Here is a 25,006-nt window from a genome sequence, read left to right on the forward strand (position 1 = left end):
CCACTTAAGAAATTAGCTTATGTGTCCAACCACTGGGGTCCACTTCTAATCTACTTTCAGCAAATACAATACCTTAGAAAGAACGCCTCTCACAGTTACTTTAAGTCACTCTTAAATAAAAGGAATCCGTCATTCTAGCGAGCACTAGCGAGACTAAGAATCTACGTCCAAGGAGTTCGATACCTAAAGACCTTACTCCGGCTCAGGACCGTATTTGTTCTGACCGGCAGAACCTTTCAAGAAACCACACTCGATAAGAATCCATAGACCACATAGCAGAGAGACCGAAGCAATCAGCATTTGCGGTGTAGATGGATCCTGTGCGGCTGGGTTAGTCATTGGCGTGGCAACTCGACCAATGATCAATGGGATGTTCAACGCTAGCCAGTAAATCGACTTATTACGGTCATGCCAACGCTTAGTGGTTATCGCCAAATCTGGGATCAGAAGAATCAATAAGAAGATAGGCAGAAGAATATAAGAAAATGCAGGGAACAACTTACTGATGCCCGCACCAAAACCTAAGATTAGGATGTAGTAGATGATGTTCCACATCCAGTAAGTTTTACGACCTATACGCCCTTGGAAAGAAAACAATAACTCTTTAATCGACATCGACTTTTACCCTAATTTTGAAAGGCTATAGATTAGCCGAGTCAGCATGGTTTGAAAAGTTCATCCCCCAGAGGAAAATATCACCAGATTTCAAACTGTAGGTATGCACATTTAGAGCCTTCAGTTTGTAGACTCTAAATGTCTAAATGTCTAAATGAGGCAGTTTGGACTTTAACCCGAGCAATAGAGCTAGTTCACCACCTTCTGGAAGCAATCAATATCCATATCGCGCACATTCACCGTTAAGCTACGAACATGACTCGCTTGTTCCTGTAAAACAACCATCAGTGCTCTTGATAACTCGCGTTTTTGTTCTGCATTTCTACCTGCCAACAAATCAAAGTTGATGTGAATAAAATCAACACTATCGCCCTCTTCTCCCACCAACCAATTGTGGTAACGAAGCGCACGTGATTTGACGGACGCAAGCTCGAACAAACCACTCTCCAAGGTGACTTTGTGTAGATCTTCTAGTAATCCCTGAACATTCACACGCTCATCGACTGAGTTGGAATATTCTAAAACTAAGTTTGGCATTTTGATTCCTTTCTTATTACGGCGAACTTTTAACCCACAGTAATACCAATCTAAGGCGCATTTTCCGAGGAATGGACTATCATTCTGTCTACGCGATCACCAATCGATTGCTTTTGACAAAAATAACAGAACTAATGCAGCACCGACCAGATGAAGAAAGCCGAATAAGACATGACGCCAATCATGATCTGTTCACATTATTCTGTTATATTCCTACGTAGATTTTTTACATTAATAGACTATTTACATTAAAGATAAGGGAGATATTCCTATGCGTCGTCCTGTAGTGATGGGTAACTGGAAACTAAACGGTAGCAAAGCAATGGTAACTGAGCTGCTAACTGGTATTAACGCTGAACTTGAAGGCGTTGAAGGTGTTGACGTAGCAGTAGCTCCACCAGCTCTTTACATCGATCTAGCTGAGCGCGTAATCGCTGAAGGCGGTAACAAAGTTATCCTAGGTGCACAAAACACTGACCTAAACAACAGCGGTGCTTTCACTGGCGACATGTCTCCAGAAATGCTGAAAGACTTCGGTGCTTCTCACATCATCATCGGTCACTCAGAGCGTCGTGAATACCACAACGAATCTGACGAGTTCATCGCTAAGAAATTCAACTTCCTAAAAGAAAACGGTCTAACGCCTGTTTTCTGTATCGGTGAATCTGAAGCTCAAAACGAAGCTGGCGAAACTGAAGCTGTATGTGCACGTCAAATCAACGCAGTTATCGACACTTACGGTGTTGAAGCTCTAAACGGTGCAATCATCGCTTACGAACCAATCTGGGCTATCGGTACTGGTAAAGCAGCAACAGCTGAAGATGCACAACGCATCCACGCTTCTATCCGCGCACTAATCGCAGCGAAAGACGAAGCAGTTGCAGCACAAGTAATCATCCAATACGGCGGTTCTGTTAAGCCAGAAAACGCTGAAGCTTACTTCTCACAACCAGACATCGACGGTGCTCTAGTTGGCGGCGCTTCTCTAGACGCTAAGAGCTTCGTAGCTATCGCTAAAGCAGCGGCAGCAGCTAAAGCTTAATTTCGCTTTTTATTAAGCAGAAATAACAAAGGGATGCATCACGCATCCCTTTTTGTTTGCCTACGATCTAATGAGTTTTGTCATTCCGAGGAGTCTAAGCGACATCAGGAATCTACCCTCCGCACACCCCCAAATCAAACCAGCAAAACAACAGACATAACCTATGAGAATCCCGTCATTCCGAGGAGCCTAAGCGACATCAGGAATCTACTAACCGCATGTGTCAAACCCAAAGTTAAGTAACGAAAAGCGCCTTACATCAAAACAAAGAACCTAATCGCACTTCCGATTATTCCCACTCAATTCCATCCAACCAACGAACTCTATTCACTTACCCTGCCCTCAGATTTAGTATTGACCTATGCTTGTTCAAGGAGGAGCAATCGACATGACAACACCAATATCAGACATCGCCAGTGTGATTCACCATGGTAGGAAACATACCGTCACTGGCTCTTGTCATGAATTGAAACTGCCACACGGCAGCATCTTGATCGATTGCGGACTCTTTCAAGGTAAAGACATCCATTTTGGTAATCGCAAGGCATCACTGGATATTGAATTTCCGGTTAAACACATTAAAGCATTAGTCCTGACTCATGCTCATATCGACCATATCGGACGCCTACCTTGGTTACTGGCTGCTGGATTTAAAGGTCCCATCTACTGCACAAAAGCAACAGCCGAACTGGTACCGCTCATGCTAGAAGATGGATTAAAGCTGCAACTGGGTTTGAACTACCACCAGCGTCAACAAGTCCTCAACGTTATTAAAAAACAGCTAAGACCCCATGACTACCAACAATGGCTGCCACTTGGCAAACAATGTTACTTACGCTTTCAACCTGCAGGGCACATTCTTGGTTCTGCTTACGTAGAATTCAAACTCCCCAATAATGAAATCATCGTGCTTTCCGGCGATCTAGGTCCGTCCAATACCCCGCTCTTACCCGATCCAAAGCCGCCAAAGCGTGCCGACTATTTGTTCATCGAGTCCACATACGGCAACAAAGAGCATGAAGACATTGCAACTCGAACTGAGCGCTTGAACACCATTATCGATCACGCACTGCAAGACGGTGGTGTAATTCTGATCCCAGCTTTCAGCGTAGGACGTACGCAGGAACTGTTATTCGATATTGAGCAACTGATTCACCAACGCGACTTGTCGTCTTCTTTGCCAATTATCTTAGACTCTCCGCTCGCGAAAAGAGTCACGAAGACCTACCGGCGTTTCAAAAAACTGTGGGGAAAAGAAGCGAAGCAAAAGCTCAACAATCATCGTCATCCCCTCGCCTTTGAACAATGCATTACTGTGGAAAGCCATAGAGAACATCAAGCATTAGTGAATCGACTAACCTCCACCGATGAGCCTGCAATTGTCGTCGCGGCATCCGGTATGTGCGAAGGAGGAAGAATCGTCAATTACTTAAAAGCACTCTTACCAGACGAAAAAAATGATGTGCTGTTTGCGGGCTATCAAGCGCAAGGAACCTTAGGGCGAGAAATCCAATCAGGCAGCCACACGGTGGATATAGATAACCAACCAATCGAAGCCAACGCACAGATCCATACCATCTCTGGATATTCTGCACATGCAGACCAAAGCGATTTATTGAAGTTTGTTACTGGGATTCCAACACAACCAAAAGCCGTGCATTTGATACATGGAGAGAAAGAAGCAAAAAAAGAGTTAGGAGAGAAGTTGGAAGCAGAAGGAATTGAGGTGGTTTATTGATTAGAGCGAAGCAGATACTTAAGTAAGAGTAAAGAAAGAAGGTCCTAGCAAACTAGGACCTTACCGGAAATTGATCAGTCACTACCAAACAAGTCACGCGTGTAAACTTTATCCGCTACGTCAGCTAACTCTTCCACCATTCGGTTAGAAACAATTACATCCGCACTTTGCTTGAATTCATTCAGGTCTTTAATCACTCGAGAGTTAAAGAAATCTTCTTCTTTGAGTACTGGTTCGTAAACTACGACCTCAACACCTTTCGCCTTGATACGCTTCATGATGCCTTGAATAGAAGAAGCACGGAAGTTATCCGATCCCGCCTTCATGATTAAACGATAAATACCGACAACTTTTGGTTCGCGCTTAAGAATAGCTTCAGCCACAAAATCTTTACGAGTACGGTTAGCATCAACAATCGCACCAATGATGTTGTTTGGTACATCTTGGTAATTGGCTAAAAGCTGTTTAGTGTCTTTTGGTAAGCAGTAACCACCGTAACCAAATGATGGGTTGTTGTAATGATTACCGATACGAGGATCTAAGCCAACACCTTCAATGATCTGACGAGCATCCAAGCCATGAGCTTCTGCATAAGAGTCCAGCTCATTAAAGTATGCTACACGCATAGCAAGGTAGGTGTTTGAAAATAGTTTTACTGCTTCAGCTTCTGTCGAATCAGTAAATAGAACTTGAATATCGTCTTTTACTGCCCCTTCGACCAGCAAGCCAGCAAACACTTCGGCACGTTCACTGCGTTCACCAACGATGATACGTGATGGGTGAAGATTATCGTAAAGCGCTTTGCCTTCACGCAAGAACTCAGGGGAGAAGATGACATTCTCACATCCCAACTCTTCTTTGATTCGAGCAGTATAGCCAACAGGAACAGTAGACTTAATCACCATTACTGCATTAGGATTGATGGACATAACATCTTTAATCACCGCTTCAACTGAAGAAGTATTAAAGTAATGCGTGACTGAGTCATAATCCGTTGGCGTTGCGATCACAACATATTCTGCGCCTTTATAAGCTTTCTGCTTATCGGTTGTTGCGATGAAGTTAAGTTCCCTGTTTTCAAGGAAATGTTCAATCTCAGCATCAACAATTGGTGATTGTTTTTTGTTTAGCAATTCAACTTTTTCAGGAACAATATCTAGTGCAACCACCTCATGGTTTTGAGCTAACAGCATAGCGTTAGAAAGCCCAACATAACCGGTACCAGCAACAGCAATTTTCATAATTTTACCCTAACTAACTCTAAGAGTTACACTTCTGAAAAAGATTAGAATTAAACAACACAGCTCTTAAACAATCTATAGATGTTTGTTGTTTGGAGTTGAGCGATATCAAATCACTCAACATAATAAAAAGAAATGGACACTAAGTGTCCATTTAAATCTATTCGTTTACAGCCAGCTCTGTATCAACCAGATTTAACTCCAATTGATTATGACTCCAGACTAAGTCACCAATACCGTCCGTAGGATTAAATCCTGTAGGAGCATTTAATAATAATGTGCGGATGTTTTCGTGATCCATACTATGGCAGGCGAAATCGAGATCGTTCAACAGTAGTTCGTACTCTCTTAAAGGTAAATGAACCTCATGTGCGGTCATTATTCGCTCATGCGCTGTTTGTTTGACATTGTCGCCAATAAGCAACTCTTCATACAGTTTCTCACCAGGTCGAAGTCCAGAAAATTGAATCTCAATATCACCATGAGGATTAGCTTCGGATTTAACTTCAAGACCGGATAGTTGAATGAGATTACATGCTAAGTCTGTAATTTTTACTGACTCACCCATGTCTAAAACAAATACATCGCCTCCTTTGCCCATTGCTCCAGCTTGAATAACTAGCTGTGCAGCTTCAGGAATGGTCATGAAGAAACGAGTGATCTCTGGGTGAGTCACGGTTACTGGTCCGCCTGATGCAATTTGCTTTTTAAACACAGGAATCACGGAGCCTGAAGAACCGAGAACATTACCAAATCGTACCATACAAAATCGAGTGCCATTTGGTTTTGCATTTTCTTGATCAGCAAGAGCCTGCAGACCAAGCTCCGCCATTCGTTTGGTTGTACCCATTACGTTAGTAGGGCGAACGGCTTTATCTGTAGAGATTAATACAAATGATTCAACACCGGCTTTAATCGCCGCGCACGCAGTATAATAAGTCCCATAGATATTATTACGAACACCCTCAATTACGTTAAATTCGACTAATGGAACGTGTTTATATGCAGCGGCGTGATATACCGTTTGAACTTTAAAAGAAGACATTGTCGTTTCTAGACGATGTTGACGCTGAACAGAGCCCAACAAAGGAATAATGTCGCAAGTTAGCCCTTTTTCAATTTTAAGTTGATTTAGTTCGCGATCAATCTGATACAAACCAAATTCAGACAACTCAAATAAAATAATAGACTTGGGTGACTGCTCCACAATTTGACGACACAATTCAGAGCCAATAGAACCACCAGCACCTGTCACCATAACCACTTTGTCTTTGATATTCGCTTCTAACAACACTTGTTGAGGAGCTACTGGATCTCGCCCAAGTAAATCCTCAATCGCGACGTCCTTAAGCTCATCAATTTTGGCTTTCCCGGAGACAATATCTGTCATATCTGGGACCGTAAGCACTTCAACAGGTAACTTAGCCAGCTCGTCAAGAATGACCTTACGACGTGAACGCTTAGCACTTGGCACTGCAAGTAAGACTTGAGAAACATCATATTTATTTATGAGGGGCATTACGTCTTCAATAGCAATAACAGGCAACCCTAAGATCATGGTATTGCAAAGAGTTGAGTCACCATCAATAAATGCTCTTACGCGATAGTCTCCACTACTTCTTAATGCCATCGCCAATTGTCGACCGCCCGATCCCGCCCCATAAATGAGAACCTCTTTACTCTGCGTTGAATAGCTTTGAGCAATCAAAGAACGAACGATAACACGGGGTCCCCCACAGAAAAGAGCAAGAAACGCACCATAGATGATAGGAACAGTTCGAGGAAACGGGTCACTCATGTAGAAACTAAGGGCAGCTAAGAGCGTAGCAGAAATGACCGCACCAGCTGTCACTACAAATAAAGCTTGAAAAGTAAGATAACGAAGAACTGCTCTGTAGAGCCCTAAGCGAGCAAAAACAGCAATCGTGACAATTGTCACTGCAATTTGAATTCCCCAGACAGCGGAATAAGTAAAATAATTGGTTGCTCCAGAACGAACTAAGATTGCAAAATGAAAAGCCATGAAGATCAACATAATATCAATCAGAACACTGACAATTCTTTTGTTAGTCCGCGAAAGTTGCCATATAAATTGTAGACGTTGCATAGTATTTCTATTTGTTAGTAGCATTCATAATAATTTAAAGTGTAAGTAAAACATCCACATTTACACTATTATCTCCATTAGAATGTTAATTTCATGGTTCACTTTAGGTTACTTGTCATACAAACTCGATGAACAAACAAGGAGCTTAACATTAAAGCTCCTCAATATGTCTACTGACCTATTTTTGCGCCAGCAACAAAACCTCACGCATAACTTGACAGGTCTTATCAACCTCTTGTTCTGTCAAGGTTGGATGAACTAAAAACATCAAACTAGTTTCGCCCAATTTAACAGCGTTTTTCAAGCGCTCAACAGGGCGCCAAGGCGTACCATCAAATGCTCTTTCCAGATACACTTCAGAGCAACTACCTTGATAAGCAGGGACACCACGTTCAAGGATAGCTTCAATAATGCCATCTCGGGTCCACCCATCAGCAAGGTTTTGGGGCTCCACAAACAAATAATGCTTATACTCTGCATGCTCACAATATTCCGGCACTTCAACTCGACGAACCACGCTAAGGTCTGCAACCACCTTATCGATTTGTGCTGCATTCACTTGGCGTTGCGCCGTCCATGCAGGCATACGAGCAAGTTGGATACGACCAATCACAGCTTGCAGCTCTGTCATGCGCCAGTTAGTCCCGAAAGACTCGTGTAACCAACGGAAGCCTGGTGGATGCTCGCGGTTGTAAATGGCATCAAAGCTTTTACCGTGATCCTTGTACGACCACATGGTTGACCATAATGCTTTATCATTGGTTGTCACCATACCGCCTTCGCCACCTGTCGTCATAATCTTATCTTGACAGAAAGACCACGCACCAATGTGACCAATAGTTCCGACACTGCGACCTTTGTATTTCGCACCGTGTGCTTGAGCGCAATCTTCAATTACGTAAAAACCGTGTTGCTCTGACAGCGCCATAATGGCATCCATCTCTGCTGGCATACCAGCAAGATGCACCACAATCACCGCTTTTGTTTTTGGTGTTAGAACAGCTTGTATCGATTCCGCCGTTATCGCTTGGCTGTTTAGGTCTACATCCGCAAAAACGGGTGCAGCACCGGAAGTCACAATTGACGAGGCCGAAGCAAGGAACGTTCTTGGGGTGGTAATTACCTCATCACCCTCACCTACACCCAGGGCCTTCAATGCCACATCTAGTGCAAGCGTGCCGTTACCAAGAGCAATTGCGTACTCACAACCAGCCCATGCTGCAAAATCTTTTTCGAACTCGCGACACTCGTTACCTGTCCAATAGTTCACTTTGTTTGACAGTAGCACTTGGCTGACTGCATCAGCTTCTTCTTGAGAAAAAGAAGGCCATGGAGAAAATGGTGTATTAAGCACGATGCCACCTAAAAAATTTATTTTTCTGATTTAATGAATTTCTGAGCAGGGGAGCCCACTACTACTTGAGAGCTAGTAACATTGTTTATCACAGTTGAACCACAACCAACAATCGTATCATGACCTATGGCAATCAGTTGCTTAATTTGGCTACCGATCCCTATCCAGGAATTTTCGCCTATTTCAACCCCACCAGCCAAGTTTACACCAGGGCTAATGTGTACGCCATCTGCGAGATTACAATCGTGGTCGATAGTGCATGCTGTGTTGATGATACAACTCATTCCTATATTGCTAAAAGCGTTAATTACTGCATTCGCCATCACTACAGTCCCGGCTCCAATGTTAGCGTATTTGCTTATTACAGCACTAGGATGAGCAACAACGCCAAAGCAAGCTCCTGCAAGGCTTAGTTCTCGCTGTTTACTAATGCGGATAGCATTGTGACCTATAGCAATTATAGTAAGATCATACACTTTCGCCCTACGCAAAAGTGTATTGGTATCGCCTAATACTTTCCAATGAGCGACGGAAGTAAGGTTAGGCCATTGATCATCAAAAAATGTAATTTCGTCATAACCGTTTAGTTCTGCTATCTCAGCAACAACTTTACCATGGCCACTAGCGCCCAAAATTGCACAACGTTTCATTACTTATCACGCTCTCGGTGCTCTTGACCTATAAAAGGCTCAATAGTCGCATGACCATCTGCAGATATGCCTTCTTTTACTAATACTTTCTTAACGGTCAATAAAATAATTTTTATATCTAGCCAAAAAGACTGATTTTCCACATACCAAATATCGAGCTTAAACTTCTCTTCCCAACTGATTGCGTTACGCCCATTAACTTGCGCCCAACCAGTTACCCCAGGACGAACATCATGACGTCTTGATTGTTCTTTGTTATAAAGCGGTAGGTATTGCATGAGTAATGGACGAGGCCCAACCAAGCTCATTTCCCCTTTTAACACATTCCATAGTTCTGGGAGTTCATCTAAGCTACTATTTCTAAGCTTATCGCCAAAGGGAGTTATACGCTCAGAATCAGGAAGTGGACTCCCTTGTTGATCCACCGCATCTTTCATAGTACGAAACTTGACCATTTCAAAAGGTTTACCATTTAAGCCTGGACGCTTTTGACGGAACAAAACTGGAGAACCAAGGTTTTTACGAATCTTCCACGCAACTAGCGCAATAATAGGAGAAAGAATAATTAATGCTACAAAAGATAAGACAACGTCTAACATTCTTTTCACAGGACCTCCTTAAAAACCGAAATAAAGCGTTCCACACCTTTTTTTAAAGACAACTCTTCATAATAGAAATGTTTTGCATTCTTTTTCATCTTTTCAAGCTCTAACGGGGATTTACAAACCACGGAATTAATAGCATCAGCTAAAGACTCTGGGTTGTTAGGCTTACATGTTACTCCAGCTTCAGATTGTTCAATTAAATCAGCAGCATCACCACTTACTCCCATAATAATCGGTTTACCGATTGCCAAATTCGCTTGTGTTCTAGAAGGAATAGTGATCCTAAATAGTTCTTCGTCGTTTAAATGCACTAGAAGCATATCCGCATCATTTAGCAGGCTCCCTACCTGGTTCATTGGTACTCTTGGTAGAAAGAAAGTATTCGTTAACTTCTTGTCTTGACTTATTTGAACAGCATCTTTCTTGGCAACACCATCACCAACAAAAACAACATTGACATCAATTTCCTTTTTCATGAGAATTTCTGCCGCATCTAAAATTGCAGGTAGCCCTTGTGCCAAACCTAAATTCCCAGCAAAAACCAGATTTAACTTCCCATTAGATGGTAAGCTTACTTTGCATTTTTCATAATTATTTAATGCAGGCTCATTACACCAATTATATATAACTTCTATTTTACTATCTGGTACACCTCTCGAGACCAAACGCTTTTTAAAGCCCGGCGATAAAACTACTATTTTTGATGCGCGCTTGTAAACAAACTTACAGACCAAACTAATAATTTTTAAAGCCTTTTTATTATTCAACATTCCTGTTGCTGCTAAAGTATCTGGCCATAAGTCTTGGATATCTATAACGAAAGGAGTCCGCTTAAAAATCCCCAACAATGCAGCAGAAATACTTGTGGTTAAAGGTGGATGATAACTATAAATAACATCGACACTTCGTACTTTAAGCAAACCAATAATTGTCGAACTAACAGAAAATGATAGATAGTTTAGTATACGCTTGATTGCTGAAGAGTCATGACTAGGATACAGAGGCGCTCTGTGTATTGTAAATCCATCTAATACTTCTTTCTGGTAAGGTAAGATTTTATAGCCATCATAAACTTTCCCTCCGGGATAGTTAGGAAAACCAGTTAAAATCTCTACTTCGTGACCTTGCCTTCTCAACTCTTGGGCGAAAAGCAATCCTTTAAATGTAGGTTCTGGTTCAAACCATTGCGTTAATAATAATATTTTCATTTTGGTTATTATAGTTAAGGGCTTGTAATAGTGTATACAAGCCCCATTTAAAATTAATATTCTTTCCAAACAACTCGTTTTACATAGTCAGTATATGAATGAATAATACGTACCACTTTATCAGAGACGTTTGGCATTGAATAATCGTAAACTTGACGTAGTTGTCGTTCTTCGCCTCTAGATTGAGACTCTAAAACACCTAACGCCTGCATTACTCGTTCTACACCCAAGCCAACCATCATTACTGAAGCTTCCTCCATACCTTCAGGGCGTTCATGAGCTTCACGCATATTTAATGCAGGGAAGTTCATAATTGACGATTCTTCGTTAATAGTACCACTATCAGAAAGAACCGCTTTCGCGTGTTTTTGCAAATGGTTATAGTCATGAAAACCTAAAGGTTTTAATAATCGAATATTTGGGTGGAACTCAAGACCTTGAGCTTCAATACGATTACGAGTACGCGGATGAGTAGAAACTATAACTGGAAGATCATAGTGACTTGCAACCGTATTTAACGTCTCTGCTAACTTTGCTAGTTGCTTAGGTGAGTCAACATTTTCTTCTCGGTGAGCGCTAACTACAAAAAACTGCTCTTTCTGTAAACCAAGTCGCGAAAGTACGTTTGAGTTATCGATTTGAGGCATGTAGTGGTTTAACACCTCAAACATTGGACTGCCCGTTTTAATAACGCGATCAGCTGGAAGCCCTTCCGCTAACAAGTAATCACGAGCAATCGCGCTGTAAGTAAGATTAATGTCTGCGGTATGATCGACAATACGGCGGTTGGTCTCTTCAGGGACTCTCTGATCGAAACAGCGATTGCCTGCCTCCATATGAAAGATAGGCACCTTACGGCGTTTCGCTGGAATGGCAGAAATACAAGAGTTGGTGTCACCTAAGACCAACATAGCTTCCGGCTTTATCTCTGCCAACACTTCATCCACTTTGATAATGACCTGACCAATGGTTTCAGCAGCGTTCTTGCCAGCTGCATTAAGAAAGTAATCCGGCTTACGGACCCCTAAGTCGTTAAAGAATACTTCATTAAGCTCGAAGTCATAATTCTGACCGGTGTGCACTAGAATATGCTCACAATGCTCATCCAATTTTGCCAACACACGAGACAGACGAATAATCTCAGGGCGTGTGCCAACCACCGACATGACTTTTAATTTCTTCATTTTTGTTTCTCTTCAAGGTTTACAGTGGGAACGCAAAGGTATCTGGCGCTTCTCGGTCAAAAATCTCATTTGCCCAAAGCATAACGATCATCTCTTCTTCGCCAATATTCGTGATGTCATGTGACCAACCTGGCACTGTCTCGACGATTTGAGGAGCGCAGCCTTCTGTCTCCAACTCATAGCGCTCACCCGTCCCGATGTGCTCAAACTTAAAGCGAGCTTTACCCTTTAAGACAAGGAACTTTTCATTCTTGCTGTGGTGATAGTGCCCACCTCGAGTTATCCCAGGGTGCGCGGTAAAGAAAGAAAATTGGCCTGCCTGCTTTGTTTTTAGCATCTCGCTAAACACACCACGCTCATCACCATAACTTGGGATGGTATAGCTAAATTGCTCAGGCGACATATAGCTTAAGTAAGTCGAGTATAATGCACGAACCAATCCTGTCCCCACATCTTCCGTGACTAAGTTATCTCGACTCTCTTTAAAAGCTCGCAGTAAATCTGCAACCTCACCAACTGTGGTTGGGTACTCCGGTGAAACGACTTTAGCCCCGCTCGGCTCAGTACCATCAAGTAAAGCAATTAAGCTACGACAAACGTCATCGATATAAACAAGCGTTACTGAAGCTTTAGGGTCGTTGATGGTAATATCTAGATCATTGAGTGTGTTGTAACAGAAAGTGGCAACAAATGAGTTGTAGTTTGGGCGGCACCATTTCCCAAATACGTTAGGAAAACGGTAGATATAAAAAGACGCACCGCTCTCGTGTCCATAGAGCTCAACACTCTGCTCTGCAGAGCGTTTGCTCTGTCCATACGCATTGTCTTGAAGAGCTTGAGTGGAAGAACTCACCACAAGAGGCGTCTTTCGGCCACTGGCTTTCAGTTGCTCCACAACAAAGTCAGTAAAATCGGCGTTGCCCTCTTGGAATTCCGCTTCTGTTTTTGGGCGATTAATTCCGGCTAAGTGATAAACAAAGTCAGCTTCTGCTAACGCGTGAGTCGTTTGCTCACTTGTGGTATCACGGTCAATTTCAACAAGGTCTTCATAACCATGTTCGCGAAGCATGACACAAAGGTTTTTTCCAATGAAACCTTTTGCTCCTGTTACAACAATCTTCATTTATACACCCTCTGGTACGACCAAGCTTCCCGACTCGATATCGCCAATAAAGTCAAGCTTACGCAATAGTTCAACCATACCTTCTACATCTAAACGCTCTGTATTATGAGAATTGTAGTCCTCAATAAGTGACAGATCTTTTTCACCTTCTTCATTGTATTTTGAGTAGTTAAGGTCTCGATTATCTGATGGGATGCGGTAATAGTTACCTTGATCTTGAGCTACAAACATTTCCTCACGGCTACACAATGCTTCGTACAACTTCTCGCCATGTCGAGTACCAATGATATTCACTTGGTGACCTGACTTATCTGTAATCTGTAACAAAGCATTAACCAACACTTCAATCGTTGCCGCTGGTGCCTTTTGCACAAAAATATCACCATTTGTACCATTCTCGAATGCATGAAGGACTAAATCAACAGCATCGTTAAGAGTCATCATAAAGCGAGTCATATTAGGGTCAGTAATTGTAATCGGTTGACCATTAATAATTTGACGTAAAAACAATGGAATAACGGAACCTCGAGACGCCATAACATTACCATATCGAGTCGCCGATATTACCGTTTTATCTGGGTCAACATTACGTGATTTTGCAACGATGACTTTTTCCATCATTGCTTTAGAAATACCCATAGCATTTATAGGATAAACAGCTTTATCTGTGCTTAAGCAAACTACACGTCTAACTTCGTTTTGTATAGCTGCTTCTAAAACGTTTTCTGTACCTAATACATTAGTCTTAACAGCTTCCATAGGATGAAACTCACAAGAAGGTACTTGTTTTAGCGCAGCCGCATGATAGATGTAATCAACACCGCGAGTAGCATTGAGAATACTTTGATAATCACGAACATCACCAATATAAAACTTAAGTTTATCGCTGTTATATTTTTTACGCATATCATCTTGCTTTTTCTCATCGCGAGAGAATATACGAATCTCCTTAATATTTGTTTCTAAGAAACGATCTAAAACGGCATTACCAAATGAGCCAGTACCGCCTGTAATTAACAGAATCTTACCATTAAACATTATTTACCTCTGAATTTATAAATTTTAACCGCATCAAACAAAAGCGAAGCTCTTCGTCTCACCATCGCAAAACTGAAAGAACGCTTTTTGGGCGTTAGATTACAACTGTGCTGGCGATAAGAAATCAAAGGTTCATCAACAAACTCGACATCGCCCAATTTTAAAGCACATAAGCACAAGAAGTGGTCGTGGGCATAAGTAGCTTTGGAAAAGCCTGGTGATTTTTCTAATAATTCTCTTTTAAAAGCTAAAGCACAACCAAAAAACCTAGGAAAGAAAACAAACCGCATAACAGAAAAGATATTTTGTTTTGTTAGCTTGCATCTAGACAAATCCAAATAGTCACTTTGAATAAACTCACCATTAGAGTCAATAGTTTGAATACCATGGTGAACCATAATCACCTTGTCATCTTTCAATGCATTAAGACAAATTGAGACTTTATCTTCCGCCCAGATATCATCCTGGTCAGATAAGAAAATATAGTCTCCTTGGGCTAAGTTCAGGGCTTTTTGAAAGTTTCCCACATGCCCTAAGTTAACGTCGTTGATATGCAATTTAATACGATTATCATTAAACTCATTAATTATTGCAATAGTATCATCGCTCGAACCATCGTCACATATAATTAATTCATCCTCAACCCCAAGTTGATTCAGTATTGACGCTACTTGTTGAAACACAAATAAAGAACCATTATAAGTGGTCATACAAACAGATATCATTCTAAATTATCCTCAATAAACATATACCACCAATAGCTAACAAAAAATAAAACAACTGGAGCAGAGAGCATTGGATTTAACGCGGACGAAAAGACAATGGGGAAGACCAAAAAACATGTCGAATCGTATTTTTTAATTCTATAAAAAAACAACCTAAAGAAAGACAATATAATAGGAATAAAAAAGTATAAAAAATAAAACATTGAAAAAACACCAAACTTATGCAGTAAGTTAAAGTATGTTAACTCAATACCATACCCTTGTGTCCTTCTAGAAAAACCGTCAATATAAACCCCTAATCCAGAACCAAAATAAGATACATCATTCAATAGATAATTTAATTGTTCGCTTCTCAACTTGTTTCCGGAAGAGTTCACATCATACCCAGCAAAGAATGGTTCAGCGAAGTGAAAAATCTCACTTAGATTTAGATAGCCAATTACAAATAAAATTAAAAATAATATTAATGAAGTCTTCTTATAATTAGCTACAAACCAAAAACAAAAAAATACAATCAATAATAAAAAAACAACTTTGGAAAAAGAGGCTAGAACTGCCACTCCTGAAAAAAAGAACACAAAAGATAACTTTCTAAGTATATTTTCATTAGTTTTCTTTACAAAAAGATAGTTGAAAATAAAACCAACATAAAAAAAAGAGCATGACAAAAAAAGCCTTCTCAGTAAAGAAACATCTTCAACAACATCAGCATCGCCCAATTGACTCCGACCTGTAAAATACATAAAAATCACTATCGGAGTACAAATCAACAAGACTATATTTGTAACTTTTTCCAGGTCAAGTTTATAATAACTCCAATACACAAGATATACGGGTATAAGCAGAAAGCCAGAAAAATTCACAAGTGCATGAGTATAATCCGCACCAGACAGCAAGCCATAAAGAATATAGAAAAAGTGAAAGAAGAAATAGAAAAACACAAATGCTAAATATTCTTTTCTTACGCCTTTACGAATAAAACTTAACAAACACAGAAATACCATTCCTAGTGTAACTAAATAAGGTACTGTGGTGGTTTTAAGAAGAAATGAGGAAAGTAGGAATATAATAACTATCACTTTATTTAACGAATTAAACATCTCGCGACCAGTTTTAAATTTGAAAGCGTTGAAAAAGTCATTTTTAAAAGTTCAAACTTAGATACGTTTACATTTTGACTGCAATTTATTTTGTCAAAATAAGAAAGCAATCTAAATCTGTTCAAATTAGCATTCTCACAATCATCGAGAGGGAAAACGAACGACAATGCATCTCTATTAAACGAATAAGATTCATCCCCACTATTAATTAAAAAAGATTTACATGTACTTGTTAGTATTCTTTCATTAGTCAATGTCTTTATATCTATATTATCTTCAAAATCACTCAATTTAAATCGCAATTTCATAATCAATTCGAGCCTTGAACGATGCTGTAAATCGACTCGGTCAATAAATATCTTTGCTAAACTATACCGATCATCCCACAAATAAGGAGCAACATAAAAAGGATAACCTAAACCTTTTTTTGTAAAAACAAGCTCTCTAAGATTACAACAGTGTTCCCAGTCAATAATATAACACTCATTATCACCTATAACTATATTTCCAGGTGTAATATCTCTATGTATATAACCATGGGAATGAAGTTTCTTTAATTTTAGGTATAACTTTCTGAATGTACGATACTCAGACTCAGAAATGGCATTGATTTTATCCAAAGATACTCCTGATACTGCAGGAGCTTTATGTATATTGAAGAACTTAAAATATTCACCAAAAATGAAAGCACTATCGAGACCGATACGCTCAATAAATTCAATGTTAATGTTTTTTTTCTCAAACTTGTAAAAATTATTAAATACTTTCAAAGTTACTATCCTTGGTCTTGACCAACTTTTTTAAAAGCCTTCTAAACAAAACATAGTTCCAAAACAAAACTCTATTAAGTGATGGTTTCTTTCCTTTCAGACACTTATAATTAAAATAACCAACAGTTATATCACTACAAGGTTTAACATCATAATGCCCAGATTGAAAAATTCTGGCCAACTCTATTTTAGAAGTGCAACCTTCTAAAAAGCCAATATACTTTATGTGTATATTGTTTTTGTGAACTAAGCAGTGATAGGCTAATGCCTTAATTTGTGATTCATTGTAAACATTAGCACTTTTCTCTTGATGGTTTTTAGACTCGTCAAATAACTCTTGGGTTAATTGAATTGGAAGGTAGTCATCTTCTACATATCTCAGGTCAATTTCTTTTTTCTCTTTAAGTGAGACATATACTCTCGAGTTAACTAATTTCGGGTATTTTGGATATATCCTCAATCGTTTCCTCACTGAAATTTTATCTTTTTCCTCTATGAGAAAATCTATATCAGATCCGAAGCTTTGTTCTCGTTCTGTAACGCCTCTAAGTATAGAATGCCTGATGCCAGTTTGTGAGAGAAGTCCGATACTTCCAATAATATTATGGAAAGAATCGGCCCATTCACTAAAGCTAATATCTTTATCATCTTCACTAGTTATCTCACTCATGGATTTACCAAAGAACAACATAGCATCATCTTCGGCTTCTATTAAATCTTCAGAGCCATGAATATTGTGTCCACCACCGCATTTAATTCGCAAGTCGCTTTTTATAAAATGCATACTATCGTTCACTAAATTAAACCCAGAAGTGACGACTTTTCTGGAATAATCACTGTCAACGTAAATTATATAGACATTTAATGTTCCAATACCCACTTCTTTTAATTTGTAGTCTCTACCTTTAAGTTTCTCACCGTAAAGACAATTTAAAAGATTATTCATATCTTCGGCATCAGATATATGAATACAAAGTTTGGAAATGATGCTGTTAGTCATTTCCCTTTCGAAATTTTCAATTTGTTCACTGTAGTTTTCTACAGCTGAAGGCCAAGCTAACAGTAGATGACGTTCCTTTTTACCTTGTAAGGGCATAATTCACCAATACCTTTGATAAGTTAATCATAATATACAAAAAACAGAATCCATAAAAACCTTCCAAGAAAACAAAGTATATAAAAAATAAACAAATTGATATAAATAGCATCGTTACTATTGCCAATTTTGTTTTACGTTTATCTTTTAGTATTACTGTAATTTTTCCTGCATTAAGTATCTGTAAAACTGAAACTAGAGCAGCTGAAACTAACAACAACAAGTCGCTAGACGTATTCAACCCAGAAAATTCAGGCTCATATCTAAACAAATAATATACAACACCTATAGATAATAAAATTTGAATAATAGCCACATACTTCCTAACAACACTCAAGCCATTGGCACTATTAGTTTTTATAATGGATTTTTCAAAAGTTTTTGTTATTATCGAAGAAGCAATTGAACCTACTCCAAGAATTCTCTTAATGTAAGTAAATGAAACTAAACTATTCAAGCTCAACGTTGGAAGTATGATAACGTCGACTTGTTCGGAAAGTGACAATATAGTCCGATAAAATCGCTCTCTAAAGTCTGACCAAAAAAAGTAGAAAGTCCTATTTTTATCTTTATTTTTATCTTTATAGTTAACACAAAACAAGCAATAAGTAAGTATACAAATCAATAAAAAAGAAAGGGCCAAATCAGAAATACCAACAAAATCACCATCTTTAACATTTAAAACACCAGACGTAAATAGAGAAAGAAAACTAATCATTGAAGGAAAAAAGACAACCATCATTATATATAAATTTATATCACCTCTATTTAGGAAAAACTTACCTAAAGAATTTAAGCATGCCACACCAATCAAAAAAAATAAAACTGAAATAGCATATTCAAAATTCACATTTAAGCTAAACGACCAAGAAATCAATATAAATAGTGGAGTAACAATCACAGCATAGAATATTGTTAATAATAGATCTGCTTTTACTAAATTGATATTGCATCGCCTAGAATCAAATAATCGAGCAAAGGTCACCGGCATATAACCTTGAAAAGCAACATACAAGACGTTTGCTAAGCCAAAGCACATAATGTAAACACCAGTAAACTTTGTTCCTTTATGACTTTGGAGAAATACAAGTAGAAGAATCGGAGAGAGACCTGAAAAAAATCGAGTCATAAACACCGATGTTATTTTTATTAATTTCTTCATGTAATTTATTTATAACAAATAAAATGCAAGTCTATATCAGACTCAGCGTTTTTATCGGACTCTGATATACAGAATGAACTCTCAATAATCGTATTACTACCATTAAGTCTATACGAGACATCATTATCCATAAACTTATTTAAGCTGATATTCACATTCTCATCAATACTTCCAGCTGACTCTTTGGCACTTGTGCTTTCATTATCGTTATATGATATTGCTGCACTATTACCAAGAAAAAAATTGCTAGATATAAAGAAAACTCTATTAGTTTCTATTTCATAGTCAATGAATTGAATTCCATCACCACCACTATAAGATATAATATTGTCGCTTATTGATATTAACTTTTCTTCTATTGAGTGTTCGGGATGAAGCCTTATCTCAATCCCATCATCGTTCGAATTGGATATAACATTCCCTTCAATAGCCACTGAAACATCAAGATCCAAATCAATCGCATCGTCTTTATTATTATAAAATTCATTATTTTTAACGACACCACCACCAGACTCAAAATCGATCCCATCATAATTAGAATAAAACACACTTTCTGTGATCATGACATTTGAATCTGTGGATATTCCATCAACTGCATTTTTTATCTCTACATGGCTAATTTCGGTCCCATCAGAATCAACTATATTAAGACCATTACTCCCATTTGCATCAATTACTGTTGGACAATTTTTGTTTTTGCTACCTGTAATCTTCAACTTTTTATTCGATATGAACAAGGACTCATTATATACACCACATGCTATGGTCACTTCATCACCATCACTGGCAGAGTCAATCGCATCTTGTATGGATGAATCATCACCCGATACATTGATGACTTTCGTTACGTTGTCTTGATCACATCCAAATAATAAAAGAACAATTGTCATACATACAGCTTTCATCAAAGATTCCTTATCTACAATGATTTACTTTATATTTAAATGTAGTTCTTGAAAACTCATTGCACTAGCATCTTTGCCAGATAACTCTGGTTTTTCTTCCATAATAGGCCAATCAATATTTAAGGATGGGTCATCCCAAGATATTGACAATTCTGCTCTAGGATTGTAATAGTCCGTGCATTTATATACAAAATCGGCTTCTTTGCTAAGAACATAAAAACCATGAGCAAACCCTTCTGGAATCCATAGCTGCCTTTTGTTTTTTTCTGATAAATACTCACCAACCCATTGACCGTATGTTGGAGAGTCTTTGCGGATATCTACCGCGACGTCAAATACTTCACCAGTGACAACACGTACTAGTTTCCCTTGTGTGTTTTCTGTTTGATAATGAAGACCTCGAAGAATACCCTTTTTTGATTTGGAATGATTGTCTTGCACGAACAGTGTTGGCTTTCCCGTCACCAAATCTTCAAAACGTTTTTGATTCCAGGTTTCCATAAAAAAACCACGTTCATCACCGAAAACCGTTGGCTCAATAATTTTTACATCTGGAATGTTAGTATCTATGATTTTCATTTATTAATCCGTATATAAATTAATACTGTCTAGAGCTGAAGACCAATCACTTGCGTCTATACCAAATGAATGTGTGATTTTGTTTGTACTCATCTTCGAGTTCATTGGTCGTTTTGCCTGTGTGGGGTATTGCTCAGTTGTTACACTTTTGAGCATGGGTTTGTTTCTAATTATTTCCTGCTCAACTGCTCTATCGAGAATTACATCGGCAAATTGACACCAGCTTACATGGGGCAGTCCAGAATAATGATAAACCCCAAAGTCAACTCTATCATCACTTGTTATTTTTTCAGAAATTGCAATGAGTGCTTTCGCAATATCACCAGCGTAAGTAGGTCCACCAAATTGATCACCAACGATACTCAATTCATTTCGCTCTTGTCCTAGGCGAATTATAGTCTTAACAAAATTCCTGCCAACCTCACCGAATACCCAAGCTGTTCTTATAATAATGTGTTTGTCACATGCTCTTGAAACTTCTATTTCCCCAGCTAGTTTACTTGCACCGTAAACCCCTTGAGGGTTGGTTGCATCACTCTCTACATATTCACCAACTTTATCGCCTTCAAATACATAATCAGTAGATATATGTAAAATCGCGGCCCCGACCGCACTCGCGGCCTCCGCAAGAAATTTCGGTCCGTCACTATTTATTGCATATGAGAGCTCAACTTCATGCTCCGCTTTATCAACCGCTGTATGAGCTGCTGCATTGATAATGATAGTAGGCTTGAATGCTTTGACACTATCCAAAACCGCATCTTGATTGGTGATATCTAGGTCATCTCTATCTACTGCGAGTAAAACAACACCGTCTTTGTGTTTGAGTGCTTCCGTCAAACAATGTCCTACTTGACCTTTAGAGCCAGTCACAAGAATGCGCATTCTTAGTTTCCTTTATTTATGTTTGCAAGACGAGCAAGATAATGACCATATTCATTTTTCATCATTGGCTCAGCAAGTGCTAAAATTTCATTATCACTAAGCCATCCATTACGCCAAGCGATTTCCTCCAAACACGCAACTTTTAATCCCTGTACATTTTCAATAGTCTGAACAAAGGAAGATGCCTCGTGTAAGCTTTCATGAGTTCCTGTATCTAGCCATGCAAAACCACGCCCCAATAGCTCCACATTAAGTGTACCGTCATTTAAGTACATTTCATTCAACGTTGTGATTTCTAGCTCTCCACGATGCGAAGGTTTCACTCGCTTAGCCATTTCTACCACACGGTTGTCGTAAAAATATAAGCCTGTTACTGCGTAATTTGACTTCGGTTTAGTTGGTTTTTCTTCAATCGATACAGCTTTCTTATTGTCGTCAAATTCCACTACACCAAAGCGCTCTGGGTCTTTTACTTGGTAGCCGAAGACCGTCGCACCTGATTCGCGTGCAGCTGCGCGCTTTAACGTGTCTGAAAATGATTGGCCATAGAAGATGTTATCGCCCAGCACTAGACACACACTGTCGTCACCGATGAATTCTTCACCAATAATAAATGCTTGAGCCAAACCATCTGGGCTAGGCTGGATTGCATACTCTAAATTGATACCGAAATCAGAGCCATCCCCGAGCAAGCGTTTAAAACCAGCGTTGTCTTCTGGTGTGGTAATAACCAAAATATCGCGGATACCCGCTAGCATTAAGGTTGATATTGGATAAAAAACCATCGGCTTGTCGTAAATAGGCAGTAGTTGCTTAGAGACGCCACGAGTTAGTGGGTAAAGACGAGTGCCAGAACCACCCGCAAGAACAATACCTTTCATTCGAAATAAATCCTAGATTGATAGTATCTAGCTCCTAGGTAAACCTAAGCTCCAGACACTCAAATGTTTGTAGAAGGGAGAATATGATCAATTAATGCCTAAACGTTCACGTTGGTAACTACCATCTTGAACATTTTGGCACCACTGTTGATTCTCTAGATACCATTGCACGGTTTTTCGAAGTCCGGTTTCGAACGTTTCAATCGGCGTCCAACCAAGCTCTTTTTGCATTTTACTTGAATCAATCGCATAACGACGGTCGTGCCCAGGGCGGTCTTGCACGTACGTGATCTGGTCTGAATATGGTACTTCTTTAGGTACTAGCACATCTAAAATTGAACAAATGGTTTGCACGACTTCTAAATTTTGCTTCTCATTGTGACCACCAATGTTGTAAGTTTCACCTACTTTGCCCTCTCTCACTACTTTGTAAAGCGCACGAGCATGATCTTCCACAAACAGCCAATCACGGATTTGGTCACCTTTGCCATAAATCGGCAAATCTTTACCTTCTAAGGCATTAAGAATAACTAATGGAATAAGTTTTTCAGGGAAGTGATAGGGACCATAGTTATTCGAACAGTTGGTAACGATAGTGGGTAAGCCATAGGTTCTCAGCCATGCACGAACAAGATGATCGCTTGAGGCTTTTGACGCAGAATATGGGCTTGATGGCTTGTAAGACGTTGTTTCCATGAACATTGGAAGCCCTGAACTTTTAGGTACTTCATCTGGATGCGGCAGGTCACCATACACCTCGTCGGTCGAGATGTGGTGGAAACGAAATGCTGCTTTGGCGTTGTCGTCAAGTGCATTCCAGTATTCGCGAGTTGCTTCAAGCAAGGTATAAGTGCCAACTACATTGGTTTCAATAAAAGCCGCAGGTCCAGTAATTGACCGGTCAACGTGTGATTCTGCTGCTAAATGCATCACTGCATCCGGTTTGTGCTCAACAAACACGCGGTCAAGCGCAGCACGATCACAGATATTCACTTTCTCGAACGCATAACGTTCACTGGTATCAATCATCGCTAACGACTCCAAATTACCGGCATAAGTTAAGCAATCAACGTTGACTACTTTAGCTGACGTGTTTTCAATGATATGGCGAACAACCGCAGAGCCGATAAAGCCCGCGCCGCCAGTCACAAGTATTTTCATTTTTTAACTTACCAACACTAGAAAACACTACTAAGAGTGTTTCAAAACTTCCATTTTTATCTCAGACATCTAACCCAGTCTGAGACACTTTTCATTCAAAATGAGGCAGCCTCATCTAGCTATCTCATTGTAGTACTATCATTTCATCTATCTTGCCAAACCGGACTCAATAGAATAGGTCACGAAAAGCCTAGATTTTAGTCTCTAGGACCTCATTTTCTTCTTTTCGAAACGCAAAACGTACGAGTACAATTGCAACACCAAGCATGCCACCAAGCAACGTCCCTAACACACAAATTAGAGCACGTTTGGGTCCATCTTTGAGCTCTGGCACAACCGCAGGGTCCACAACTTTGAAGATGAATTCTTCTTGTACTTCAGCCAACATCAAGCTTTTGGTTTGTTCTTCAATCAGTTTGTAAAACGTGCTTTGCATGTCAGCGACTGCTGTTTTTTGTAGCTGTGTATTTAAATATGCAAGGTTTTGCGACGTTTCCGCAATCGTACGTTCGCGCATTACTTTGTTGATATCTTCAATTAACCAATTGACCCATTGTTGCGCAATATAGGGTGAGTAGTTTTTGACTGATATGGTGTATAAGCCACTCTCTTTATCTTGATTGATACTCAAGACCTCTTTACTGAATACTTCAAACGCCTCTTGAGCCGTAGGAGTTGCACCTCGCATACCATCAGGCTCGCGATGCCACACTCCAGTGTTTGGGTTATAGAGCTCTTCATCTAAGATGAGCTTATTGTTTGCTAAATCCCAACCTTTTGCCGCCATCAAAGGTACAAGCAAATCATGTTTGTTGATGAACACCTCAACAAATTGGCGTGATTTCATCACCTGCACAGCAAGATCTGTTTGAGAAGACTCATTTCCCCCAAGATTAACTCCCGCTAAAGCAGCTAAACCTCCAAGTTGACCTGCCATTTTTGATAAGCCGCCGCCATTCGAGCTTTCAGCAGGAGCTAAAAGCGCGTCAGCTTTATAGATATTTGGGAGGCTTAATGCATAAAGAACAGAACCAATGGCAAAAACAAGTGTTGTTACGATGATGATCCACTTTCCTTTCCACAATGCTTTGAAAAGTTCACGCAAATCGATTTCATCATCTGTGGACTGGGGTTGGGGTGGATATGGTAAGTAGTTTAGGTTGGATTCTTTTTGTGGTTCCATGGGTATTTAATCCTAAGCTCTGAAGTTCGTTGTATTGGACTTAGAGATTGGTAAAATTTGATAGACTGTTCTCCGACTTTCAAAACACAACCGCGTTGTGACAAGATTCCTAGTCTC

At 39.6% G+C, this 25,006-nt stretch carries 24 protein-coding genes; 2 read left to right on the forward strand and 22 right to left on the reverse strand.

All coding sequences use genetic code 11. The annotated features are described in order from the left end of the window. Positions 1 to 192: 192 nt before the first annotated feature. Both AACR11_RS13345 and AACR11_RS13350 read right to left on the reverse strand, forming a co-directional pair. Positions 193 to 615, reverse strand: a complete 423-nt coding sequence (locus AACR11_RS13345) for a DUF805 domain-containing protein (protein ID WP_005451171.1) — start codon at positions 613 to 615, stop codon at positions 193 to 195. A 189-nt stretch (positions 616 to 804) separates the two neighbouring features. Further along, entirely contained in the window at positions 805 to 1,152 is a 348-nt protein-coding gene (locus AACR11_RS13350) for a 5-carboxymethyl-2-hydroxymuconate Delta-isomerase (protein WP_029788852.1), read from the reverse strand. Between the two features lie 271 nt (positions 1,153 to 1,423). On the opposite strand from AACR11_RS13350, the gene tpiA reads away from it, so the two are divergent. After that, positions 1,424 to 2,194: a triose-phosphate isomerase gene (tpiA, locus tag AACR11_RS13355; protein WP_005428123.1), complete on the forward strand. Its 771-nt coding sequence runs from the start codon at positions 1,424 to 1,426 to the stop codon at positions 2,192 to 2,194. 388 nt (positions 2,195 to 2,582) lie between these two features. Then, on the forward strand, positions 2,583 to 3,932 hold the full coding sequence (locus AACR11_RS13360) for an MBL fold metallo-hydrolase RNA specificity domain-containing protein (protein WP_029788853.1): 1,350 nt from the start codon (positions 2,583 to 2,585) through the stop codon (positions 3,930 to 3,932). A 74-nt stretch (positions 3,933 to 4,006) separates the two neighbouring features. Here AACR11_RS13360 and AACR11_RS13365 read toward each other — a convergent pair whose 3' ends face one another. The 20 genes from AACR11_RS13365 to AACR11_RS13460 all read right to left on the reverse strand — a co-directional run bounded on the left by AACR11_RS13365 (position 4,007) and on the right by AACR11_RS13460 (position 24,889). Then, positions 4,007 to 5,173 carry a nucleotide sugar dehydrogenase gene (locus AACR11_RS13365; protein ID WP_029788854.1) on the reverse strand — a complete coding sequence of 389 codons (1,167 nt, stop codon included), beginning with the start codon at positions 5,171 to 5,173 and terminating at the stop codon, positions 4,007 to 4,009. Positions 5,174 to 5,333: 160 nt separating this feature from the next. After that, positions 5,334 to 7,280 (reverse strand): polysaccharide biosynthesis protein, encoded by a 1,947-nt coding sequence (locus AACR11_RS13370; protein ID WP_029788855.1) that lies wholly within the window; start codon positions 7,278 to 7,280, stop codon positions 5,334 to 5,336. A gap of 178 nt (positions 7,281 to 7,458) precedes the next feature. Then, on the reverse strand, positions 7,459 to 8,634 hold the full coding sequence (locus AACR11_RS13375; protein ID WP_029788856.1) for a DegT/DnrJ/EryC1/StrS family aminotransferase: 1,176 nt from the start codon (positions 8,632 to 8,634) through the stop codon (positions 7,459 to 7,461). A gap of 17 nt (positions 8,635 to 8,651) precedes the next feature. After that, positions 8,652 to 9,284: an acetyltransferase gene (locus AACR11_RS13380; RefSeq protein ID WP_029788857.1), complete on the reverse strand. Its 633-nt coding sequence runs from the start codon at positions 9,282 to 9,284 to the stop codon at positions 8,652 to 8,654. Beyond that, positions 9,284 to 9,883 (reverse strand): sugar transferase, encoded by a 600-nt coding sequence (locus AACR11_RS13385; RefSeq protein ID WP_114145612.1) that lies wholly within the window; start codon positions 9,881 to 9,883, stop codon positions 9,284 to 9,286. Before AACR11_RS13385 ends, AACR11_RS13380 begins: the two co-directional genes overlap by 1 nt. A 5-nt stretch (positions 9,884 to 9,888) precedes the next feature. Next, complete coding sequence (locus AACR11_RS13390) at positions 9,889 to 11,097, reverse strand: glycosyltransferase family 4 protein (RefSeq protein WP_029788859.1); 1,209 nt, start codon at positions 11,095 to 11,097, stop codon at positions 9,889 to 9,891. Positions 11,098 to 11,150: 53 nt separating this feature from the next. Continuing rightward, positions 11,151 to 12,281, reverse strand: a complete 1,131-nt coding sequence (gene wecB / locus AACR11_RS13395; RefSeq protein WP_025540060.1) for a non-hydrolyzing UDP-N-acetylglucosamine 2-epimerase — start codon at positions 12,279 to 12,281, stop codon at positions 11,151 to 11,153. Between the two features lie 19 nt (positions 12,282 to 12,300). After that, positions 12,301 to 13,404: a UDP-2-acetamido-2,6-beta-L-arabino-hexul-4-ose reductase gene (wbjC, locus tag AACR11_RS13400; RefSeq protein WP_029788860.1), complete on the reverse strand. Its 1,104-nt coding sequence runs from the start codon at positions 13,402 to 13,404 to the stop codon at positions 12,301 to 12,303. Then, on the reverse strand, positions 13,405 to 14,442 hold the full coding sequence (locus AACR11_RS13405; RefSeq protein ID WP_029788861.1) for a polysaccharide biosynthesis protein: 1,038 nt from the start codon (positions 14,440 to 14,442) through the stop codon (positions 13,405 to 13,407). After that, positions 14,442 to 15,167, reverse strand: coding sequence for a glycosyltransferase (locus AACR11_RS13410; protein WP_050582031.1), 726 nt, complete (start codon positions 15,165 to 15,167; stop codon positions 14,442 to 14,444). Before AACR11_RS13410 ends, AACR11_RS13405 begins: the two co-directional genes overlap by 1 nt. Then, on the reverse strand, positions 15,164 to 16,267 hold the full coding sequence (locus tag AACR11_RS13415; protein WP_029788863.1) for a hypothetical protein: 1,104 nt from the start codon (positions 16,265 to 16,267) through the stop codon (positions 15,164 to 15,166). The genes AACR11_RS13410 and AACR11_RS13415 overlap by 4 nt, the downstream gene beginning before the upstream one ends. Then, a complete protein-coding gene (locus AACR11_RS13420; protein ID WP_029788864.1) occupies positions 16,252 to 17,037 on the reverse strand; it encodes a protein kinase domain-containing protein in 786 nt (261 codons plus the stop codon). Before AACR11_RS13420 ends, AACR11_RS13415 begins: the two co-directional genes overlap by 16 nt. Further along, a complete protein-coding gene (locus AACR11_RS13425; protein ID WP_029788865.1) occupies positions 17,024 to 18,133 on the reverse strand; it encodes a hypothetical protein in 1,110 nt (369 codons plus the stop codon). Before AACR11_RS13425 ends, AACR11_RS13420 begins: the two co-directional genes overlap by 14 nt. Then, complete coding sequence (locus AACR11_RS13430) at positions 18,117 to 19,295, reverse strand: hypothetical protein (RefSeq protein WP_139374569.1); 1,179 nt, start codon at positions 19,293 to 19,295, stop codon at positions 18,117 to 18,119. Before AACR11_RS13430 ends, AACR11_RS13425 begins: the two co-directional genes overlap by 17 nt. 5 nt (positions 19,296 to 19,300) lie before the next feature. Then, complete coding sequence (locus tag AACR11_RS13435) at positions 19,301 to 20,200, reverse strand: right-handed parallel beta-helix repeat-containing protein (protein WP_029788867.1); 900 nt, start codon at positions 20,198 to 20,200, stop codon at positions 19,301 to 19,303. 24 nt (positions 20,201 to 20,224) lie between these two features. Further along, on the reverse strand, positions 20,225 to 20,779 hold the full coding sequence (gene rfbC / locus AACR11_RS13440) for a dTDP-4-dehydrorhamnose 3,5-epimerase (RefSeq protein ID WP_029788868.1): 555 nt from the start codon (positions 20,777 to 20,779) through the stop codon (positions 20,225 to 20,227). Between the two features lie 3 nt (positions 20,780 to 20,782). Further along, positions 20,783 to 21,664 carry a dTDP-4-dehydrorhamnose reductase gene (gene rfbD / locus AACR11_RS13445; protein ID WP_029788869.1) on the reverse strand — a complete coding sequence of 294 codons (882 nt, stop codon included), beginning with the start codon at positions 21,662 to 21,664 and terminating at the stop codon, positions 20,783 to 20,785. Positions 21,665 to 21,666: 2 nt separating this feature from the next. Beyond that, positions 21,667 to 22,545, reverse strand: a complete 879-nt coding sequence (rfbA, locus tag AACR11_RS13450; RefSeq protein ID WP_029788870.1) for a glucose-1-phosphate thymidylyltransferase RfbA — start codon at positions 22,543 to 22,545, stop codon at positions 21,667 to 21,669. A gap of 87 nt (positions 22,546 to 22,632) precedes the next feature. After that, positions 22,633 to 23,706 carry a dTDP-glucose 4,6-dehydratase gene (gene rfbB / locus AACR11_RS13455; protein WP_029788871.1) on the reverse strand — a complete coding sequence of 358 codons (1,074 nt, stop codon included), beginning with the start codon at positions 23,704 to 23,706 and terminating at the stop codon, positions 22,633 to 22,635. Between the two features lie 190 nt (positions 23,707 to 23,896). Beyond that, a complete protein-coding gene (locus tag AACR11_RS13460) occupies positions 23,897 to 24,889 on the reverse strand; it encodes a Wzz/FepE/Etk N-terminal domain-containing protein (protein ID WP_029788872.1) in 993 nt (330 codons plus the stop codon). Positions 24,890 to 25,006: the final 117 nt, after the last annotated feature.

The organism is Vibrio sp. L85 (assembly GCF_963871815.1).
Classification (GTDB): Bacteria; Pseudomonadota; Gammaproteobacteria; order Enterobacterales; family Vibrionaceae; genus Vibrio; species Vibrio harveyi.

Coding starts and splice junctions, on each gene's coding strand:
- AACR11_RS13385 (WP_114145612.1), bottom strand. CDS start 9,883: ATGTTAGACGTTGTCTTATCTTTTGTAGCATTAATTATTCTTTCTCCT.
- AACR11_RS13460 (WP_029788872.1), bottom strand. CDS start 24,889: ATGGAACCACAAAAAGAATCCAACCTAAACTACTTACCATATCCACCC.
- AACR11_RS13370 (WP_029788855.1), bottom strand. CDS start 7,280: ATGCAACGTCTACAATTTATATGGCAACTTTCGCGGACTAACAAAAGA.
- rfbD (WP_029788869.1), bottom strand. CDS start 21,664: ATGCGCATTCTTGTGACTGGCTCTAAAGGTCAAGTAGGACATTGTTTG.
- AACR11_RS13365 (WP_029788854.1), bottom strand. CDS start 5,173: ATGAAAATTGCTGTTGCTGGTACCGGTTATGTTGGGCTTTCTAACGCT.
- tpiA (WP_005428123.1), top strand. CDS start 1,424: ATGCGTCGTCCTGTAGTGATGGGTAACTGGAAACTAAACGGTAGCAAA.
- AACR11_RS13360 (WP_029788853.1), top strand. CDS start 2,583: ATGACAACACCAATATCAGACATCGCCAGTGTGATTCACCATGGTAGG.
- AACR11_RS13415 (WP_029788863.1), bottom strand. CDS start 16,267: ATGTTTAATTCGTTAAATAAAGTGATAGTTATTATATTCCTACTTTCC.
- AACR11_RS13345 (WP_005451171.1), bottom strand. CDS start 615: ATGTCGATTAAAGAGTTATTGTTTTCTTTCCAAGGGCGTATAGGTCGT.
- wecB (WP_025540060.1), bottom strand. CDS start 12,281: ATGAAGAAATTAAAAGTCATGTCGGTGGTTGGCACACGCCCTGAGATT.
- rfbA (WP_029788870.1), bottom strand. CDS start 22,545: ATGAAAGGTATTGTTCTTGCGGGTGGTTCTGGCACTCGTCTTTACCCA.
- AACR11_RS13380 (WP_029788857.1), bottom strand. CDS start 9,284: ATGAAACGTTGTGCAATTTTGGGCGCTAGTGGCCATGGTAAAGTTGTT.
- AACR11_RS13405 (WP_029788861.1), bottom strand. CDS start 14,442: ATGTTTAATGGTAAGATTCTGTTAATTACAGGCGGTACTGGCTCATTT.
- rfbC (WP_029788868.1), bottom strand. CDS start 20,779: ATGAAAATCATAGATACTAACATTCCAGATGTAAAAATTATTGAGCCA.
- rfbB (WP_029788871.1), bottom strand. CDS start 23,706: ATGAAAATACTTGTGACTGGCGGCGCGGGCTTTATCGGCTCTGCGGTT.
- AACR11_RS13350 (WP_029788852.1), bottom strand. CDS start 1,152: ATGCCAAACTTAGTTTTAGAATATTCCAACTCAGTCGATGAGCGTGTG.
- AACR11_RS13430 (WP_139374569.1), bottom strand. CDS start 19,295: ATGAAGAAATTAATAAAAATAACATCGGTGTTTATGACTCGATTTTTT.
- AACR11_RS13425 (WP_029788865.1), bottom strand. CDS start 18,133: ATGCCCTTACAAGGTAAAAAGGAACGTCATCTACTGTTAGCTTGGCCT.
- wbjC (WP_029788860.1), bottom strand. CDS start 13,404: ATGAAGATTGTTGTAACAGGAGCAAAAGGTTTCATTGGAAAAAACCTT.
- AACR11_RS13435 (WP_029788867.1), bottom strand. CDS start 20,200: ATGAAAGCTGTATGTATGACAATTGTTCTTTTATTATTTGGATGTGAT.
- AACR11_RS13390 (WP_029788859.1), bottom strand. CDS start 11,097: ATGAAAATATTATTATTAACGCAATGGTTTGAACCAGAACCTACATTT.
- AACR11_RS13410 (WP_050582031.1), bottom strand. CDS start 15,167: ATGATATCTGTTTGTATGACCACTTATAATGGTTCTTTATTTGTGTTT.